This is a genomic window from Bdellovibrio sp. (genome assembly GCF_047637665.1).
Taxonomy (GTDB): domain Bacteria; phylum Bdellovibrionota; class Bdellovibrionia; order Bdellovibrionales; family Bdellovibrionaceae; genus Bdellovibrio.
This window is the reverse complement of the sequence record NZ_JBLJBT010000016.1, coordinates 25,494-41,844: the sequence shown is the minus strand read 5'-3', so window position 1 is coordinate 41,844 and position 16,351 is coordinate 25,494. Positions and strand designations below refer to the sequence as shown.

General features: G+C 46.6%; 16 protein-coding genes. 7 read left to right on the top strand and 9 right to left on the bottom strand.

The genetic code is table 11. The features are described 5' to 3' along the window. Positions 1-155 precede the first annotated feature (155 nt). From ACM64D_RS04190 to ACM64D_RS04180, 3 genes are all read left to right on the top strand, one after another. A complete protein-coding gene (locus tag ACM64D_RS04190; protein ID WP_415061929.1) occupies positions 156-875 on the top strand; it encodes a lytic transglycosylase domain-containing protein in 720 nt (239 codons plus the stop codon). 194 nt (positions 876-1,069) lie between these two features. Continuing rightward, a complete protein-coding gene (locus ACM64D_RS04185) occupies positions 1,070-1,750 on the top strand; it encodes a hypothetical protein (RefSeq protein ID WP_415061928.1) in 681 nt (226 codons plus the stop codon). Positions 1,751-1,782: 32 nt separating this feature from the next. Then, positions 1,783-2,433: an iron-containing redox enzyme family protein gene (locus ACM64D_RS04180; protein WP_415061927.1), complete on the top strand. Its 651-nt coding sequence runs from the start codon at positions 1,783-1,785 to the stop codon at positions 2,431-2,433. A 37-nt stretch (positions 2,434-2,470) separates the two neighbouring features. Here the strand turns inward: ACM64D_RS04180 and ACM64D_RS04175 are convergent, their stop codons facing one another. From ACM64D_RS04175 to ACM64D_RS04165, 3 genes are all read right to left on the bottom strand, one after another. Beyond that, on the bottom strand, positions 2,471-3,148 hold the full coding sequence (locus tag ACM64D_RS04175) for a hypothetical protein (protein WP_415061926.1): 678 nt from the start codon (positions 3,146-3,148) through the stop codon (positions 2,471-2,473). A 128-nt stretch (positions 3,149-3,276) separates the two neighbouring features. After that, positions 3,277-3,603, bottom strand: coding sequence for a thioredoxin (gene trxA / locus ACM64D_RS04170; RefSeq protein WP_415061925.1), 327 nt, complete (start codon positions 3,601-3,603; stop codon positions 3,277-3,279). 69 nt (positions 3,604-3,672) lie between these two features. After that, positions 3,673-4,704, bottom strand: a complete 1,032-nt coding sequence (locus ACM64D_RS04165; RefSeq protein ID WP_415061924.1) for a hypothetical protein — start codon at positions 4,702-4,704, stop codon at positions 3,673-3,675. Positions 4,705-4,819: 115 nt separating this feature from the next. Here ACM64D_RS04165 and lptF point away from each other — a divergent pair, with 115 nt between their 5' ends. Continuing rightward, the gene (gene lptF, locus ACM64D_RS04160; RefSeq protein ID WP_415061923.1) at positions 4,820-5,923 is read left to right on the top strand and encodes an LPS export ABC transporter permease LptF; all 1,104 of its coding nucleotides are present in this window, start codon (positions 4,820-4,822) and stop codon (positions 5,921-5,923) included. 174 nt (positions 5,924-6,097) lie between these two features. On the opposite strand, the gene ACM64D_RS04155 is transcribed toward lptF, so the two are convergent. The 3 genes from ACM64D_RS04155 to ACM64D_RS04145 are packed head-to-tail and all read right to left on the bottom strand — an operon-like array spanning position 6,098 to position 9,227. Further along, the gene (locus ACM64D_RS04155; RefSeq protein ID WP_415061922.1) at positions 6,098-7,045 is read right to left on the bottom strand and encodes a DNA-processing protein DprA; all 948 of its coding nucleotides are present in this window, start codon (positions 7,043-7,045) and stop codon (positions 6,098-6,100) included. Positions 7,046-7,086: 41 nt separating this feature from the next. Beyond that, on the bottom strand, positions 7,087-8,673 hold the full coding sequence (locus ACM64D_RS04150; RefSeq protein WP_415061921.1) for a LysM peptidoglycan-binding domain-containing protein: 1,587 nt from the start codon (positions 8,671-8,673) through the stop codon (positions 7,087-7,089). Positions 8,674-8,699: 26 nt separating this feature from the next. Beyond that, positions 8,700-9,227, bottom strand: coding sequence for a tetratricopeptide repeat protein (locus ACM64D_RS04145; protein WP_415061920.1), 528 nt, complete (start codon positions 9,225-9,227; stop codon positions 8,700-8,702). A 387-nt stretch (positions 9,228-9,614) separates the two neighbouring features. On the opposite strand from ACM64D_RS04145, the gene ACM64D_RS04140 reads away from it, so the two are divergent. Further along, the gene (locus ACM64D_RS04140; RefSeq protein WP_415061919.1) at positions 9,615-10,445 is read left to right on the top strand and encodes a ComEC/Rec2 family competence protein; all 831 of its coding nucleotides are present in this window, start codon (positions 9,615-9,617) and stop codon (positions 10,443-10,445) included. Continuing rightward, on the top strand, positions 10,442-11,182 hold the full coding sequence (locus ACM64D_RS04135; RefSeq protein ID WP_415061918.1) for a ComEC/Rec2 family competence protein: 741 nt from the start codon (positions 10,442-10,444) through the stop codon (positions 11,180-11,182). Before ACM64D_RS04140 ends, ACM64D_RS04135 begins: the two co-directional genes overlap by 4 nt. A gap of 5 nt (positions 11,183-11,187) precedes the next feature. On the opposite strand, the gene ACM64D_RS04130 is transcribed toward ACM64D_RS04135, so the two are convergent. From ACM64D_RS04130 to ACM64D_RS04120, 3 genes are all read right to left on the bottom strand, one after another. Further along, positions 11,188-12,210, bottom strand: a complete 1,023-nt coding sequence (locus tag ACM64D_RS04130) for a PHB depolymerase family esterase (protein ID WP_415061917.1) — start codon at positions 12,208-12,210, stop codon at positions 11,188-11,190. A gap of 171 nt (positions 12,211-12,381) precedes the next feature. Next, positions 12,382-13,488 carry an alanine dehydrogenase gene (gene ald, locus ACM64D_RS04125; RefSeq protein ID WP_415061916.1) on the bottom strand — a complete coding sequence of 369 codons (1,107 nt, stop codon included), beginning with the start codon at positions 13,486-13,488 and terminating at the stop codon, positions 12,382-12,384. A gap of 207 nt (positions 13,489-13,695) precedes the next feature. Beyond that, positions 13,696-14,352: a hypothetical protein gene (locus ACM64D_RS04120; protein ID WP_415061915.1), complete on the bottom strand. Its 657-nt coding sequence runs from the start codon at positions 14,350-14,352 to the stop codon at positions 13,696-13,698. A gap of 333 nt (positions 14,353-14,685) precedes the next feature. On the opposite strand from ACM64D_RS04120, the gene ACM64D_RS04115 reads away from it, so the two are divergent. Further along, positions 14,686-16,350: a hypothetical protein gene (locus tag ACM64D_RS04115; RefSeq protein WP_415061914.1), complete on the top strand. Its 1,665-nt coding sequence runs from the start codon at positions 14,686-14,688 to the stop codon at positions 16,348-16,350. The last annotated feature ends 1 nt before the right edge of the window (position 16,351 follow it).

Below are 16,351 nucleotides of genomic sequence, written 5' to 3'. Positions count from 1 at the left end.
TCAGACATTGTCTATACATTGGTTGACACCCCCTAAAGCCAGCTCCAAAGAGTTGGCTTTAGGGGGTGATTCATTATAAGAACTCTTTCATTCCGCACACTTAAGTTTTCGGCACGACCCTTGAACTTACCTCTTAGCAACAGGAGGTCGCGGATATGAAAACGAAACATCTCAAAATCGGACTCGCCATTGCTACCGCAACGCTCACGTCGGTTCTTTACAATAACTTCGATTTCTTTAGCTGGAACAAGCCTGCAGTTCCCTCTATCGAAAGTGTGAACGAAGCGGCTCGCGTCGCTCACGCTAAAGAACTTCTAGGAGTTCACTATCGCGGAAGCGATGCTCAACGCTTTGAAGGCAAACGTTCTATGAACGAGATGATCCATAAGAAGGTTCAAAACTCTTTGGCTCCTAAATGGAAAGCTCAGGCTCGCAATATCACTCGCACCGTGATCGCCGAAAGTACAAAGTATCATCTAGATCCCGTCTTCGTACTGGCGGTGATTAAAACAGAAAGCAAGTTCAACCCCTTAGCTTTGGGTCGCTTTGGTGAGATTGGCCTTATGCAAATCAAACCCGACACTGCCGAGTGGATTGCAAAAAAATATGGTCTTTCATGGAATGGCAAGAAGACCTTGGAAAATCCTTCTGCGAACATCCGCATCGGTTTGGCCTACATGAACTACTTGCGCGGTAAATTTAATGGCACTGCCCTTAAGTACGTAAGCGCGTACAATATGGGTCCACGCAACGTCCGCCGCCTTCTTGCGAAAAACCTTAAGCCTGCGGAGTACAATACTCGCGTCATGAAAAACTATAAGGCTCTTTACGCAAAGATCTCAGACAATTCAAATATGGTCGTCGCATCTAACTAAACGAAGAGGAGATCTTGCCTCCTCTTCGTCCGTCTTCAAAAAAAATTTACACCTTCAACAAATCGAATAAAAGCTCAGTATTCTGAAAATACTTCCCCAAAGGCCCTAAACATTAAATCTTTTAGTTAAATCAATTTTTCTATTTATCTTCTCACTTTTTCTCCGAAAAGCTTCTGGCTTTTACGGAGGTCGCCATGTTGGGCTTCAAATATTATCTTTTCAGTCCTCATTTCGTCGCGGACGCGCATCTTGATAAGTTCAACCAGGTTTATGAAACATGGAAGATCTCTTTCACTGAAGTTGTGGAAAGCGCCGGAGGAAAGTTAGATCCTGATGATTTTTTTAGAAACGATCTGATCGGCGCAATCACCTATAACAACGAAGTTGTAGGCCTCTCCACGATGACCATGTTTGATCTGCGCCTCAACTCGTCTTTAGATCATCACTATATCAAAGCCCTTTCGCCCGAAACACCTCAAAAACTTCTGCGCGATCGCCAGCCTCGACTCATCAGCATCGAGTATCTGAATGTTCTGCCGAATTGGCGAAAGAATCATTCTCCCATTCTCTGGACAGAGGTTTTGATTGGCTTGGGTTTGAAGTTGATGGATCAATCCCCCGCGGACATCATCATGGGAACTCCGCGCACTGATGTGAAAGTTCTGCAGGTTTGCAAAAATCTTGAGGCCATTGAAGTGCAAGAGCCCATTCTCAAAATGAACTACCCCTGCGCCGTGGTGATCTTCCCCAAACAAACTCAGCGCAAATTCAAAAACAGCACGACGGCTCAATATGTTGAAGGCCTTTGGCATTCTCGTATCGAAACCGGAGCCCAGCCCTTTACCTACGAAGTACCAAACAGAAAAGCATCCTAAAAAAATAACCAATCCTATAAGGAGAAAATACTATGAAAAACAATCCAACCATCTTTGATTCACTCAATACCTACGTTGAAAAAACCGGGAAATTTCTTATGGAGGAAGCTCCCTGGGAAAACAAAGACTTCTATGCGGCTTGGTTAGCTCAAGCCTGCTACTACATCCGTCACTCCACTCGCCTGCTGGCTTTAACCGGCGCTAATATTCCTGTGGAAGACAACTCCATGCACTACAGATTTCTAAAACACTGCGCAGAAGAAAAAGGTCACGAGAATCTTCCTGTTGCTGACATGAAGGCCTTTGGTCGCAACATCGCCGATTTCCCAGAGTTCGCCAGCACCCAAGCCTTTTACCAAACGCAATACTACTGGATTGAACACGTCCACCCTTTGGCCTTCTTTGGCTACATCCTTTTCTTAGAAAGCCTGGCTTGCGACTATGGCCCCAAGCTCGCTGAGAAAATTGAAAAGATCCATGGTCCTAAATCCATCAGCTTCCTTAAAGTACACTCTGACGCAGACATCGAACACGTTCGCGATGCGATCGAAAGAGTTCAAAAGCTGCCTTTGGAGCAACAAAAGTTGATTCAGGAAAATCTGAAACTGACTTATTCTTTGTATTGGGACATCTGCCAACAGGCCTTAGCAATGGCGACTGACAAAAAAACAAAAGCGGCTTAAAAGCCGCTTTTCCATCGGTGGATTTCTAGGATATCCCCTAGTTATCAAGAACTCGGGGAATCTCCGTCACGATCACCGCGACCGGCCTTTTATTCTTGAATAAAGGGCCCATCACTCCAAACTGCACTTCCATAACCAGTCGATCTTGAGAGTCGATCTCTTTCACAACATGCACTGGAACCTGGGGAATAAAGTTTTCTTTCAACTCGCCGCTAAAAACCTTCGCCGCATAATCGTAAATAATTTCTGTGATCTTTGGATCACGGTCGTAATTAAACCACCACTCTTTGGCATGCAGCTCTTCCAGACTGTAGGAACAATACTTAAAGAAGTTTAAATTTCTAAAAAGTTGCACACTTTCATTCGAGTAGATCTCGATCACCGCCTCTTTATCAAAATGCTGAAAAAGATCCGAGCGCGGAATCAGTCCCAACTTCCCTAAAGCCCGCCACAAAAATGACGGTCCATCACTCAAGGTGTACCCCTCACTCATTTGTTCACGGCAGAGCTCACAATAGAAACTCAAACTTTGATTAACTGACTTCTTCTTTTCTTCTGTCAACCGAGAGAAATAAGGGAGGCCCTCAAGGTAACCTTTGATATAGATCCCCTCTGTCGCCAAGAGCATCGACAGACGTTGAGCTAAAGACTTAAATTTTTCGTCCTCCACAGGAGACAAAGACTGACTGATATGAACCTCTAATGACATAAACACAACCTTGTTGTAATACAAGAGTATCTTATTTCAAAGACAACAACGATGTCCAAATAAATGGCAAAAAAAAATGGGAGTTTAGATAAAACTCCCATTTCTAAAATTTAATTGTAATAAACAAACGCGGCTTAAACGTTCTTATTGAGGAAATCCAAGATCGCATCTTTAGGATGATTCCCTACCAACTGACCGATTTCACTTCCACCTTTGAAAAGCAACATCGCTGGAATACCACGAATGCCGTATTTTCCAGGAGTGCCAGGGTTCTCGTCCACGTTGACCTTTACAATTTTAACTTTCGCGCCCAACTCTTGAGCGACCTCTTCCAATTTAGGAGCCAAAGCACGACAAGGTCCGCACCACTCTGCCCAGAAATCCACTAGGACGGGTGTTGAAGAATTCAATACTTCTGTTTCAAAGGAACTGTCAGTGACTGGCTTAGTATATGTGCCCATGAATGGCCTCCGTAATCTTCTCTTAATTTGAACGCCAATACGTCTATCGTCAAGGTGGCAGAGTAGCAATTATTTTTTAAACAGAGCCTTGGTAAACTCTTGGCGTAACTTGTCCAAATCTTCGATATTTTGACTATCCCAGTCACTTGCCAATTGGCGCTGCCGACGACGGGTTTCAACTCGAGTCAGCGTACTTTTTGGAGAAACTTTCACATCTGAAACCAGAGCGCTGTACTTGGCAACTCGATCTTTCAAGCCTTCCTGGGACTTTTCTAACTCCTGGCGAGCCCGCGCTACGATCTCATCCATGGGTTGTTCCGGCTCCACGGTCGTTTGTTCATCAACAGGGGAAACCTCCACACGCTCCACTTCGGGAACGCCTCCCCCTAAAAGTTCTCGTTCTAAAGACTTTAAATCGACATCAGGAAAAGCCTCGGAAGAGTCTCCTGCAAGAGACGCTTCTTTAGTTGCTTCAGAAACACGATCTCCGAATCTGAAAGAAGGTTTTTCCTGTTGTTCTTCATCACTTAAGAGAAACTCTTCAGAGTTTTCATGAATTCTTTCAGAGCGTAAAGAAGCCTCATCAGACTCACCTTCACCCGCAACAGAGCCCTTGACGTATATCGCTTCATCCTCGGGAGAGTATTTTCCGCCCACTCCCCCTGGAGCCCCGGACGCCGTCTTTTGGGGACTCTCAACGTGCATCGCCTTATTTAAACGCTCCAACAAAACCGCTTCGTCATGCCCTAAGATCTTTCCAATAACTTGAACCAAACGAACCGGCGGAACTGGAGACTCCAAGATCATATCGACCCGGATACGAATAAGATCTTGCGGGTTGGGCTTAAAATTTGCCGGAAAAATAAGCACAGCTTTCCCTTGCCAGCGATGCATCTCTTTAAGACGCTTCCCGACTCCCAGGGAACTGACCTTACCACCACGCCCCGCACCAACAACAAGATCCGGATTGAACGCCAAAACCTGTTCCGCCATTGAATATTCGCTCGAAAGACCGATGACGTCGAAGCCCACTTTTTTAAGAGTTCCCTCTACGGACATCAAGTCTGCGTAATCCTCATAAACCAAAAGAATCTTGTTCATAACATTATTGTCGGATAAGGAATCTATAGGGTCAATAAGGCTTCAACTGGACAATGGACGCGATGACTCTGCTCCTTGGACAGTCTACAATTAAATCTCACATGGAGACTTGTTTTTGAGTATCTTTCACGGAAAAAAAGCCGCCCAGTATATCTTCTTTGAGATGCTTCCCAGCTTTATTTTGGGATTATTGGTCTTCATCTCAATCATATTGATGTTCCAAGTTCTCCGCCTAACGGAGTTCGCTTTGGTTCACGGAGTCACCTTAAAGACGATTGCCCAGATTATTGGCTATATCGTCATATCTTTACTCCCGATTCTCTTTCCAATGGCGTTGTTATTTTCAGTCCTACTCACCTATGGACGCCTCAGTCAGGACTCCGAGATTGTCGCTCTTAAAGCCTCCGGGCTCCCCATGGGGACTCTTCTACTCCCCGCCGTTATCTTAGCAACTTTTGTCGGAATCATTTCTGCGCAGATGTCATTCAACATCGCTCCGTGGGGAAATCGCCAATTCGAAGTTCTCTACTCGCGCTTGGCCAACACCAAGGCGGGAGCGGTTATTAAAGAAGGTACTTTCTCTGAAGGATTTTTCGACATGGTGGTTTACGCCAACGAGGTCAATTCCGATAAAGGGCTTTTAAAAAATGTTTTTATCTACGACGAAAAAACCGGAGACGTCCCGCTAACCATTATCTCTAAGGAAGGACAAATCATTCCTGACCCGGAACGCCCGGGACACGAGGTCCTTCTGCGCTTAAAATCTGGAGAGATTCATCGCCAAGCCAAAACTCACACTAAAATCAGCTTTGATACCTACGACGTGCATTTTTCCGAACCTCTGAACCTTGAGGAAAAAGCGAAATCTCCGCAATCTCTGACCCTGGAGGAGGTTCGCAATCGACTTAAGGAGGACATCAAGGATCCTGAAATGGAGCGCACACTGCGCACGGAGCTTCACAAGCGCTGGGCCATTGCCGTCCTCTGCTTAGTCTTTGCGTTGATCGGAGTTGGCCTGGGCACCACCACAAATCGCCGTGCAGCCAAAGCCGGAGGCATGATTGTTTGCATCGGTTTGATTATTTTTTACTGGATTCTTTATGTCGCAGCCGAAGGAATGGCTCGCAATGGCTCCATGCCTGTAGCACTCGCAATCTGGGCACCGAATCTTATTTTTGGAGCTTTAGGTTTGGAATCTTTAAGAAGAAATTGGAACTAAGGGCGGCGACTAAAAAATTAGAGCGATGCAGTAGCATCCATACTACCACGGTCATCCTTGACCACATCGCCCCTCCCTTAAATCAAATGGTAGGGGCAATCCCTCGACCATGCAAAAGATTTTTTTAGATCATTTCATTTTTTTCTTAAGAATTTTGGCAACTTAGAGGGGCCACTATAGGTAGTGCGGCACTTGTTTTGACATCACTACCCCTGCTGGATCCGTCTTTTTATGCTGCAACTCAGAAGTAAAGTACATGGATAAATCTTGGGCATCGCGAATCAATAACGCGCCCTCCATGAGCAAATCAAGACTTCCAGAAAAGTGCGGATCTTGTGGATGCCCGGGCACAACCCACACCGGCCTTCCCAACTGCAGGGCTTGTTGCGCAGTGATTAGCGTCCCACTTCGTCGCCGTGCCTCAACCAGCAAGCTGGCCTGCCCTAAAGCCGCAATCAAACGATTGCGATGATGAAACAGATGCTTGTGCATCTTTTGCGCAAAGGCATACTCACTCAGAAAGCACCCTCCACCATTCAAGATAGGAGCAACCCACTCTTTAAGACTGTCTGGATACATGGATTGAAGACCTGACGGCAGCACCACGATCGTCGTCGTGTTTTTTCGCAGAGCGATCGAATGAGACTTCTGATCCACCCCACGAGCCCCACCACTGACCACACAAGGTTTTTCGCTTTCACAAAACGGCGCGAATTCCTTTTCCATCCATTGCACGGACTCAAAAGAGGGCTCCCGACTTCCCACCACCGACAAGGTTCGCTCATTCAACCAGGCCGTTGCTCCAAGATAGCTTAATGTCAAAGGAGGATCCGCCATCCAATAGCAAGACGAAGGAAACAGTTCTTCGCCATAACAGACCAACTGCACTCCCTGCAGTCGCAACTGCAGACTTTCTTCACAGTGCTTTTTAAAGAGAACATGGTTTTTCTGAAGAGCTTCAAACAGCTCGGGGATTCTTTCCTTCAACTCACACAGAAGACCTTCGGCATGAAGCTGCTTTTGCTGCCCTAAGGTTCGATAGAGGTGATGGATTTCGTCTCTTTGAATTGTATAGAGAGGATGGCTTTTGATTAATTGAGATAAGGAATATAAGTCGTTCATACTCAAAGGCCCTGCAATCTGCGGGGCCTTTTGAGTCTCTTCTAAAGATCTAAATCAGAATCGTCCGATCCGGAATCCGGAGCGGGAGCCTCGGCAGGCGCGCTCTCGAAATCTTTTTCAAAATCTTCCGCGGGGGCTTCAACCTTGGAAGCAGCCGGTTGCTCTCGGAAAGCATGAACCACCGATTTACCGACATAGTCACCCAGCAAAATATCATCCGTCGCTTTGGTCACATATCCTGTGGCGAAGTTCAACGAGGCTCGCACGATTTTTACCGAACCAATCACTCGATCATTAATCACGGCCTCGCTTTTTTTGTTGCGATTTCGTTCGTCCGCAAAAATAGGCAAAGACTGACCCTCTTGAAGACCCTGATTCACTCCCGCATCCAGGAACACCAAACTGTTAGAACCAAAGAGGCTGCGTTTTTTATCAAACTGCCCACCCATGATCTTCGCACCTACGCCCGAACTCAACGTCCCGATGGAGGGGTCAATCATAGGAAGTTTTCCCGGAGTCAGGATGGACCCCACTTCTACAGGTTGAATGGCTTTCTTAACGATCGCACGATACACATTCTTTTGATCATTCACGGGCTCAATGATTTCAATTTCACCCTGAATCTCAACCATGTGACCTTTGCGTTTTTCATGCAACGGATCTTGAATTTCCGATACATTCTTTTGTGCGACGAACTCTTTGCCCGCAGGACCATCCAAGCGAACATAGATATACTGATAGTCTCCGGCCGTCTTCATATTCATTTCCGTGGCCGTGACGACCCCCACGCCCTGCATTTTTGCATCACTGATATAATATTCAAGATACTCCAAGGCGACTGGGAAACGCGTTTTTGCGACTCCAATTTGAATCTCCATGCCCGACTTCGGAACGGCTCCCATACGATACTGCGGAAGACTTTGAGGAAGTGACTTCAATAGAGGTGTTCTTTTCTTCGCTTGTGGCAGCGTACCTACAGGCACGTCGACCGTCTTCTTGCCCTCTGCCTTTTCAGTTTTCTCTTCCTGTGGCGCCACCGCCAATGTTGGTGCTTCCTCCATACTTCCTGGGAAGAACTGCACACTCAGGCCCGGCTCAATTTCGTGGGGATTTTGAATTTGTCCTTGATTCAAAGACCAAACTTTTGGCCAAAAGAACGGATCACCAAAGAACGTGCCGGAAATACCTGACAAGGTATCCCCTTTTTGAACCTGATACACTTCAGACTGGCGAGTGCCTGCGGCTTTTTCCCACGCCTCCACAGGTGTGGGCTCTTCGTTATACGTTTTATAAATTCGATGAAATTCAGATTCCTTCGAGTAATCCGGATCATCCCCCCCATAAGTCGTTGCCGTCGCGGCTGATTCCGTCGGCACCGTCGGAGGCGCAACCGGAGTCGGCTCTAGCAACGCGGGCTCCGTCAGTTTTGGAGCCGGCTTTACAACCTCTTTGCCAGGCTCTGGGATCTCCGTAAACTCCGGCACTGTTGGTTCAACCACCTCTTGCTTCTGCGGCTCCAGAACATCCAAAGGATCCGATTCCCAATTTGAATCCGGAGGCACATCCTGCGCTTGAGCCAGGAGAGCACAAAAAATAAGGGCTAACATAACAGAGAACTTTTTGTTCATCACTCTTGCATCCTTGCAGTGAGTACTTATTTAATCATCTTGAGTTCAACATCGGCGCGGAAGGATTCAGGGCTTCCCGGATACTTCGCGCGGACTTCTTTCAAAGTTCGCAAGGCAAACTCTGGAAGGTTCATTTTTTTATACGTCATCGCTTTCGCAAACTTTGCAGCGACCACCTTATTGCTGCGAGGATACTCTTTTTCAACTTGCGCAAAGTACTTGATCGCTTCTGCAAAATTATTGTGATCCACGGCCATACGGCCCGCTAAAAACAGCGCATTGTCTGCATAGGAGCTTTGCGGAAAACGTGTTAGCAAACTTTGCAGACGACTCTTAAAAGCAATTTCATCATCATTCTGATAAGCGCTCACCATTTCAGCATATAAGGCGATGTCATTTTCTTTAGAAAGATCCTTCCCCGTAAGCTCTACAAGCAGAGCTTGTTGATTTAAGTCTTTCACTGAGGACTTACTCGATGCCTGGGTTGGCTTTGCTAAAACACCAAAAGGCACACTTAAAAGGACCGTTGCCGCTAATAGTCTAAGTTGCTTCATCTCTCGACACCTCTTAATCTTTTTCCAGTATGACACGCATTGAGAAGTGCAAACAAGCAGGAGTTATCCACATAAAATGTTGAGTTATTGTAATACTAGACCTTGGACCTGTTCATTTTCAAGGGTTTCAGCGATTTGCTTACATTTTGCACACAGCTTAAGTATTTGTTTTTATTATATTTTAAAACATTAATGCCTTGTAATTCATCTTCGAAATTTCAGATCTTAAAATCCGCCCTCACAAGACGCGCGGACCTGGCGACAGAGTATTTTAGAAATTAGGTGCGTTATGAAATTTGCTAAGTATCTAAAAATATGGTCATTCTCCTCCTCCTTGCATTCACCTTAAGCATTCCGAGTTCCGATGTTTTGCTGAAAAACACATCAATGATGTCAGAGCATTTTCACGAAAAGTGTTTACAGATTCTTCCAACAAGAGCAAAGCATCACGCTTCTTTAGCATCTTTAGTCTGTGGTGAAAAAATCACAGATCAAGAATTGAAGATTGATTTGAGCAAAACATCTTTGATTCACATCTTTGTCGTCTCTGGTTCGCATCTTCTTCTGATTGATGAACTCTTAAGCATTTTAAAAATTCCAGTCTATTTAAGATTTCTATTCTTGGGGATTTATTCTCTTTTGGTGGGCTGGCAAGCTCCTGCCGTGCGAGCTCTTTGTGGACTGGGTGTCCGAATTCTTTTGCTACGAAAATCCCTTCCCTTTCCCAATGATCTTATTGTCGCTCTCACAGGTTTTGGAGTTCTGACTCTATTTCCCGCTTGGTGGAACTCCCTCTCTTTTCTCATGAGTTGGTGTGCCGCTTTAGCTCTTTGCTGGCCCTCCCTACTGCGCATTCAAAGCTCCTGGGTGCGCGCCTTCGTCTCACAGATATCAATCTTCCTTTTTATGAGTGCCCCGCTGTGGGGCCTTGGCAGCCTTCACCCCCTCAGTGTCATCTATAATTTATTTTTAGCTCCGGTCGTGTCGTACATTCTTTTGCCGTTGGGATTTATTGTGACCGCATTGAACTCTCTCACCTTTGTATTTGATTTTGCGATGGACTTTTTCATTCGCGTCCTGCCGCTTCTTTCTGAACCTATCGAACTAAAAAAAGGCGTCACCCCCACAATAGGAACTCTGTGGGGGTGGATCTTTAGCTGGCATATTATTTTTCATTTTCTGCGCCTCCGTCTTTGGCAAGGGAGGGATTCCCAGTGAGGCTTTTCATTTTTACGCTGATCACCTTCAGCGCGAGCATCACACATCACGTTCCCGCCAGAAGCTATGTTGTCGTTTGGAATGTCGGACAGGGCCAGTGGGTGACGGCGATTTCCGCCTCGGCCTGTTTACATTTTGACATGGGCGGAGAATATTTTCCGTGGAGAAAGATTTCCACCCAATGCAAAGACAAAGACAACTTCGCATTCTTCAGTCATTGGGACTGGGATCACATCGGGGCCCTGGCTGTTTGGAAACGCTCGCCCCTGGAAAAAAGTCTTTGCGTAGCCGTGGCTCCCCATGGAAAGTCCTCGCCCAAGAAAATGCACTTACTCAAATCCTTCGCCTCCTGCAAACTTCCACCTCACGCAAAGGAGCTTTTTCGCTGGAGCTCTCTGAATAAAAAAAGCAGCAACACCCAAAGTCATGTTCTGGCGTTTCAAAAGATTCTTCTTCCAGGGGACTCGCCGATCTCTGAAGAAAGAAAATGGCTTCACAACTGGTGGGTTCAAAAAAGCGAAACTCTGATCCTTGGACATCACGGCAGTCAAACCAGCACCTCAGCAGAACTCTTAAAGGCTTTGCCTCATCTAAAAATAGGCATTAGTTCGGCCCGATGGGGACGCTACCACCATCCCCACAGCGCCGTAGAATATCGCCTCAAACAGGCTCGTATACCGCTAATAAGAACCGAGGACTGGGGCAATCTCTGGCTTGAACAGTCGGCGCGATTTTAATTTATCTAGCGAATGACTTTTTCAATCATTTTTTTGAGAGCACTCATCTGCGTGCCAGACTTGGTCATGTAATCGGGACCGGTAAATCCAAACCAATCCCAGCAAGCGTAAGGATTATCTTTGGGAATCTTTGCGGACTGAGGATAAAGAACGACAATACCGTTGGTTTCAGCCCACTCATTGTATCCTGCGATCGTCGCAAACTTATCTTGAATAAAGTCAGGGTTCATCTGGCAGCCATGCAATGCCACATGCAAACGGCAGCGGGCCCCTTGGGCGCAAGTCTCAGGAACATACACCCAGGCGTCTTTAAATAAAGGCGTTTTCTCGTCTCCAAATTCGGCCTGAGAATACTTCATCAGATGTTGGGGTATAAAATCCCCACGCGGCTGCAAAGTGCCATAGGCGGACTGAAGAATCTCCCCGGCCAAATCAAAGTTGCATTTCAGAATCCACGGCAAAAAACCCATGCCGCAGGAAATGCCTGAATTCAAAGTGGGAAATCCATGCGCCGATTCAAGACTTGTTTCAATTTTAATTTTTGTCGGAGCAATGAAGGCACCATAAAACTCACTCAGCTTTTCTGAGTTTGCAGGATGGATGACGCTGTCTTTGGGACTAGCAAAGATGTAAATATTTTGTCGCGACAACGCACCCACGGGATCAATGCTCTGTTGAGACGCCAAGTCACGTGCCTTAGCTATCTGTACTTGAGAGTCCACTTCTTGAGGTTTTCCCATGCACACGCTTTTTGCTTTTTGCGGGTCGCCCTCTGAGCACCAATAGATACCGCCAGCCACACTGGCGACGGCCATAAATTCACGCGAGTAGGCCACGCCCATTTGGACCGCCATGAAAGCCCCGGATGACACGCCAGAAATCGACACAGCTGACTTATCGATATTCCAAGAACCCAAGGGAGGACTGGCAGGAGTGGGTTGCTGCTCTTTGGGGGCCTGCGGTGCCTGAGAGGCATGTACGGCGACGAAGGTTGAAAAGGAAAGAAGTAACACCAAATGCTTCAACATGATTCCTCCACATGGTGGGTCCAGTTTTCGTTGCCCCTCTACACTTGTCAACACAAGCTCTGTTTCTTTTTTGTCTTTGTTTTATTCCCCACGCGAGACCGTGGGTTCCAATAAAAAAACCCGCATCCTTGCGAGATGCGGGTTCAAGTTTTTACTCTATCGAGTTAAGAATTAACCTTTGTAAGGTTTGTATTCCATGTGAAGGTCACGGGCGACAGGTTCATAACAAACATGGCCACCGTAAACGTTCAAACCTTTGAAGAGAGCGGGAGATTTTGCAATCGCATCTTCAACACCCATCGCCGCCAACATAGAGCCGTACTTCGCAGTGACGTTCGTCAATGCATAAGTAGAAGTTCTAGGAACCACACCAGGCATGTTAGGTACGCAATAATGGATGACGCCATCAACTTCATAGGTTGGTTGTTGGTGAGATGTTGGACGACATGTCTCAATACAACCGCCTTGATCCACGGCAACGTCTACAACAACAGAGCCTTTGCTCATAGAAGAGATCATCTCTTTAGAGACAAGAGTTGGAGCCTTATGGCCGGTGATCAATACGCCACCGATGACAAGGTCTGAGTCCTTCACAGACTCTTCAATGTTTTTAGCGTTGGAGTACAATGTCATACAACGACCTTGGAAGATATCATCAAGGTATTCCAAACGAGCTGTGTTCACATCAAGGATAGTTACGCTTGCGCCAAGGCCCACGGCCATTTTCGCTGCGTTCGTTCCCACAACACCACCACCGATGATCGTCACTTTCGCAGGTTTTACGCCCGTCACACCACCCATCAAAATCCCTTTTCCACCATGATCTTTTTGCAGGTAGAAGGCGCCGATTTGAGTTGCCATACGGCCTGCCACTTCAGACATAGGAGTCAAAAGAGGCAACGAGTTGTTATCCAACTGGATGGTTTCATAGGCAATCGCCTTTACTTTGCGTTCACAAAGAACTTTTGTCAGCTTCGGTTCCGCCGCCAAATGAAGGTAGGTGTAAAGGATTTGATTTTCTTTCATCAACTCATATTCATCAGGAAGTGGTTCTTTCACTTTCTGAATCATGTCTGCTTTCGCATACACTTCTTTTTTTGTGTCGATGACCTTCGCACCCGCTTTTTCATACTGTTCATTGCTGATGCCAGAACCTACGCCAGCATCTTTTTCTACGATCACTGTGTGGCCTTCTTTCACGTACTGGCGAACACCAGCTTCTGTGATACCAACACGGTTTTCAGAAATCTTAATCTCCTTAGGAACACCGATAATCATGTCTCACTCCTGTAGGGTCACAAACGCCCTATTGTTTTTTTCAATTTCAAACAACCATGGAACTATGCCAGAAAAACCCCGAAGGTGCCTGTTTCTTTTTTGGATCTACAGCGCGTCAAGAGGCGGGATTAACGCTCTGTTGCTATCAAAAATAAGGCCGTACCTTACGGAACGGCCTTGGGATGAGTTTTAAATGGGTCTTTGTCTTTATTTTGCGAAAGAAATGGCCTTTCCTAAGACCGTCTCAAGGTAGCAGCTCTCATGAAGACTGTTCTTTACACCTGTCGCGATATTTATTCCGCTAGAGCACTGCAAAGTAAAAGACTTCATTCTGAGTGAGATCTTTAAAACAGGAACCAACCACTGATCGGCACCGGGAGTCGCATTTTTCTCGACCTGCAATTGAATGTTCCGGGACTCAAAACGACTTAATTGAAGGGCTCGAATCATGAGACCGTCGTTGTTATTACGATCACCAGGCTCCGTACCCATCATCGGGGCAGAAAGCAAAACTTCATTGTTCTTCAGAGACTTCAATTTTTTGTTATAATCATCCGAGTAGTACTCCTCGACGTTTTCGGCGGTTTGAACATCTCCGTTCACCGTGAGACTGCAGCCCGATGAGTCGCAAATGATTTTTCGAATCGTGCTGGTGTCGGCAGCATCCTCTTTGATCTCAATTTGGCTGTCCTCTAAAATCTTTTTTAACAGTTGGCCGTCTTCACCAACAATTCGAATCGTGGCGGCACCCTGATCATAGGAGATCAAACTTGCAGATCTCATGGGTCCAACAGAACCCACTTGCCCATTCCCAGCAAAAGCAGAACTAGCCATTACCATCACTACCAAAAATGTCTTTTTCATACTCTCTCCTTTGTACGTATGCTTCTGCTGCAAGAACCGACCCCCTTGTGAGTCGATAAAATGCATGTAAATTCGCCCACTTACATGATAGACCCGCCCTGTTGCCCATGTCTATATTCTAAACAAGCGCGCCAAAGAGCCGAAAAAAGGCCTGCCAGAGATCCGGCGAGTCTCCCAAAAGAGATCGTCAAAATCATGAACAGCGATTCTGCACAAATTACACCGAACGCCTAGAAGAGCGACCTCAGGTCCAAACTACGATATTTCCATTTTTTAATTTCTGGCTAAGAAATTGCTTTACTCCTTTTTTTACTGGTACTTCCGGAGATCGACATGAAGCTATTTATTGGAGCATTTCTATTCTTAATGTGCGGCGGTTTGAGTTCTTACGCCCAATCGACGCCCGCAACACAATGGCGGATCACCCAGCCATCTTGGACCGAGCTTCATGAGAAACAGTTTGGAGAGTTCGTCTCTCGCTTAGGAGAGGCCGTCGAGCGCCGGGAGTGCGGTAAGGTTGATACCTGCCTCCAAAGCACCGCCAATCCCTATTACACTTCAGATCCACGGGGCCTCAAGTACTTTGCCGACTGCGCGGATCTTCCTTATTATCTTCGCGGATACTTCGCCTGGAAAAATGGTCTGCCTTTTTCTGTCATTAGCGAGGTGAAACCCAACCTGAGCCCCGGCGAAGACCCCAAAAATGTCAAAGACGTGCGCTACTCGCCTTTAGGAAACTATGTCACCAAACGCTATGATGTTTTCGTCAAAAAAGGTGTTTTCAAAAACACGTATCCCAATGCGCTGGAAGTCCTTAACGATGTTGTTCCCGGACTGACGTTTTCAGCTTCGTTCCGAATGATGGGAAATCTTGATCAGGAGCTATTTTCTGACTTCTATCCCGTCAAAATCAATCGCACGGCCATTCGCCCCGGAACCGTGATCTATGATCCCAATGGTCATGTTGCGGTCATCTACAAAGTCGCCGATGATGGAAGAATATTTTATATCGACGCTCACCCTGACAATTCTTTGACGATGGGAATGTTCACTCCCAAGTTCGTGCGCAGCAATCCCGCGCAAGGAGCTGGATTTAAAAACTTCCGTCCTTTGGCTTTGATTGAAGCGAAATTGGATTCTTCTGGTTCCTACGCCGGAGGAAAAATCATTGCTGCGACAAACTCCCAACTCTCCCAATATGGAGTCGAACAGTTCTATGGCACTCAACCAGACCCGATGGGTTCGTGGAGTAAGGGAAAGTTTACCGTTCAAGGGCAGCAGACCAACTTCTATGACTATGTTCGCTTAAGCCTTATGCAAGGCGAAGTGCATATTGATCCCCTGAACGACATGGCCCAATTAACGGATGATATCTGCGTGAGCCTTAAAGACCGCGTCGACGCCGTGGAGGCCGCTCGAACATCTGGAATTTATTTAAAACCTCATCCTGCAAGACTGCCTTTAAATATCTACGGCACCGATGGCGAATGGGAGGCCTATGCCACGCCTTCACGAGACGCCCGTCTGAAGGTGGCCTTCATAGATCTACTGGCCCAAACAAAGTCCAATATTGAACGCTACAAAAAAAGAGACCCTGCCCTTCGCTATAACGGTGGCAACTTGGCGGCGGATCTATTTTCGATCTACGCTCAAAAAGCTCAGGCCTGTCAGTTTTCTTACACCACCACAAATGGTCTGACCGTAAAAATGAATCTTGAGGCCGCACGCCAAAGATTGTTTGCGATGAGCTTTGATCCTTACCACTGCATAGAAAACCGCTGGGGAGCTCGCATCGAACAAGAGATCGCGGCATGTACGGATGATCAAAACAAACGCGCCTGGTATGAACAAGAAAAGTGGCTTCGCTATCAACCTGAACGCCGTTATGACGTACGCATGGACTTGTCCCTGGAAGAACTCACGGGACCGCTGCCAGGAGTGGGCCTTGAAACTCCTCCCGACATCGACATCGTGGGGTACTTAAAGTCGCAGCGTTAGT

Excerpts from the sequence above, each read along its gene's own strand:
- ACM64D_RS04145 (WP_415061920.1), bottom strand. The coding sequence starts at position 9,227 with ATGAAGCAACTTAGACTATTAGCGGCAACGGTCCTTTTAAGTGTGCCT.
- ACM64D_RS04185 (WP_415061928.1), top strand. The coding sequence starts at position 1,070 with ATGTTGGGCTTCAAATATTATCTTTTCAGTCCTCATTTCGTCGCGGAC.
- ACM64D_RS04115 (WP_415061914.1), top strand. The coding sequence starts at position 14,686 with ATGAAGCTATTTATTGGAGCATTTCTATTCTTAATGTGCGGCGGTTTG.
- ACM64D_RS04155 (WP_415061922.1), bottom strand. The coding sequence starts at position 7,045 with ATGAACGACTTATATTCCTTATCTCAATTAATCAAAAGCCATCCTCTC.
- ACM64D_RS04180 (WP_415061927.1), top strand. The coding sequence starts at position 1,783 with ATGAAAAACAATCCAACCATCTTTGATTCACTCAATACCTACGTTGAA.
- ACM64D_RS04140 (WP_415061919.1), top strand. The coding sequence starts at position 9,615 with ATGATGTCAGAGCATTTTCACGAAAAGTGTTTACAGATTCTTCCAACA.
- ald (WP_415061916.1), bottom strand. The coding sequence starts at position 13,488 with ATGATTATCGGTGTTCCTAAGGAGATTAAGATTTCTGAAAACCGTGTT.
- ACM64D_RS04165 (WP_415061924.1), bottom strand. The coding sequence starts at position 4,704 with ATGAACAAGATTCTTTTGGTTTATGAGGATTACGCAGACTTGATGTCC.
- ACM64D_RS04190 (WP_415061929.1), top strand. The coding sequence starts at position 156 with ATGAAAACGAAACATCTCAAAATCGGACTCGCCATTGCTACCGCAACG.
- ACM64D_RS04130 (WP_415061917.1), bottom strand. The coding sequence starts at position 12,210 with ATGTTGAAGCATTTGGTGTTACTTCTTTCCTTTTCAACCTTCGTCGCC.
- ACM64D_RS04120 (WP_415061915.1), bottom strand. The coding sequence starts at position 14,352 with ATGAAAAAGACATTTTTGGTAGTGATGGTAATGGCTAGTTCTGCTTTT.
- trxA (WP_415061925.1), bottom strand. The coding sequence starts at position 3,603 with ATGGGCACATATACTAAGCCAGTCACTGACAGTTCCTTTGAAACAGAA.
- ACM64D_RS04150 (WP_415061921.1), bottom strand. The coding sequence starts at position 8,673 with ATGAACAAAAAGTTCTCTGTTATGTTAGCCCTTATTTTTTGTGCTCTC.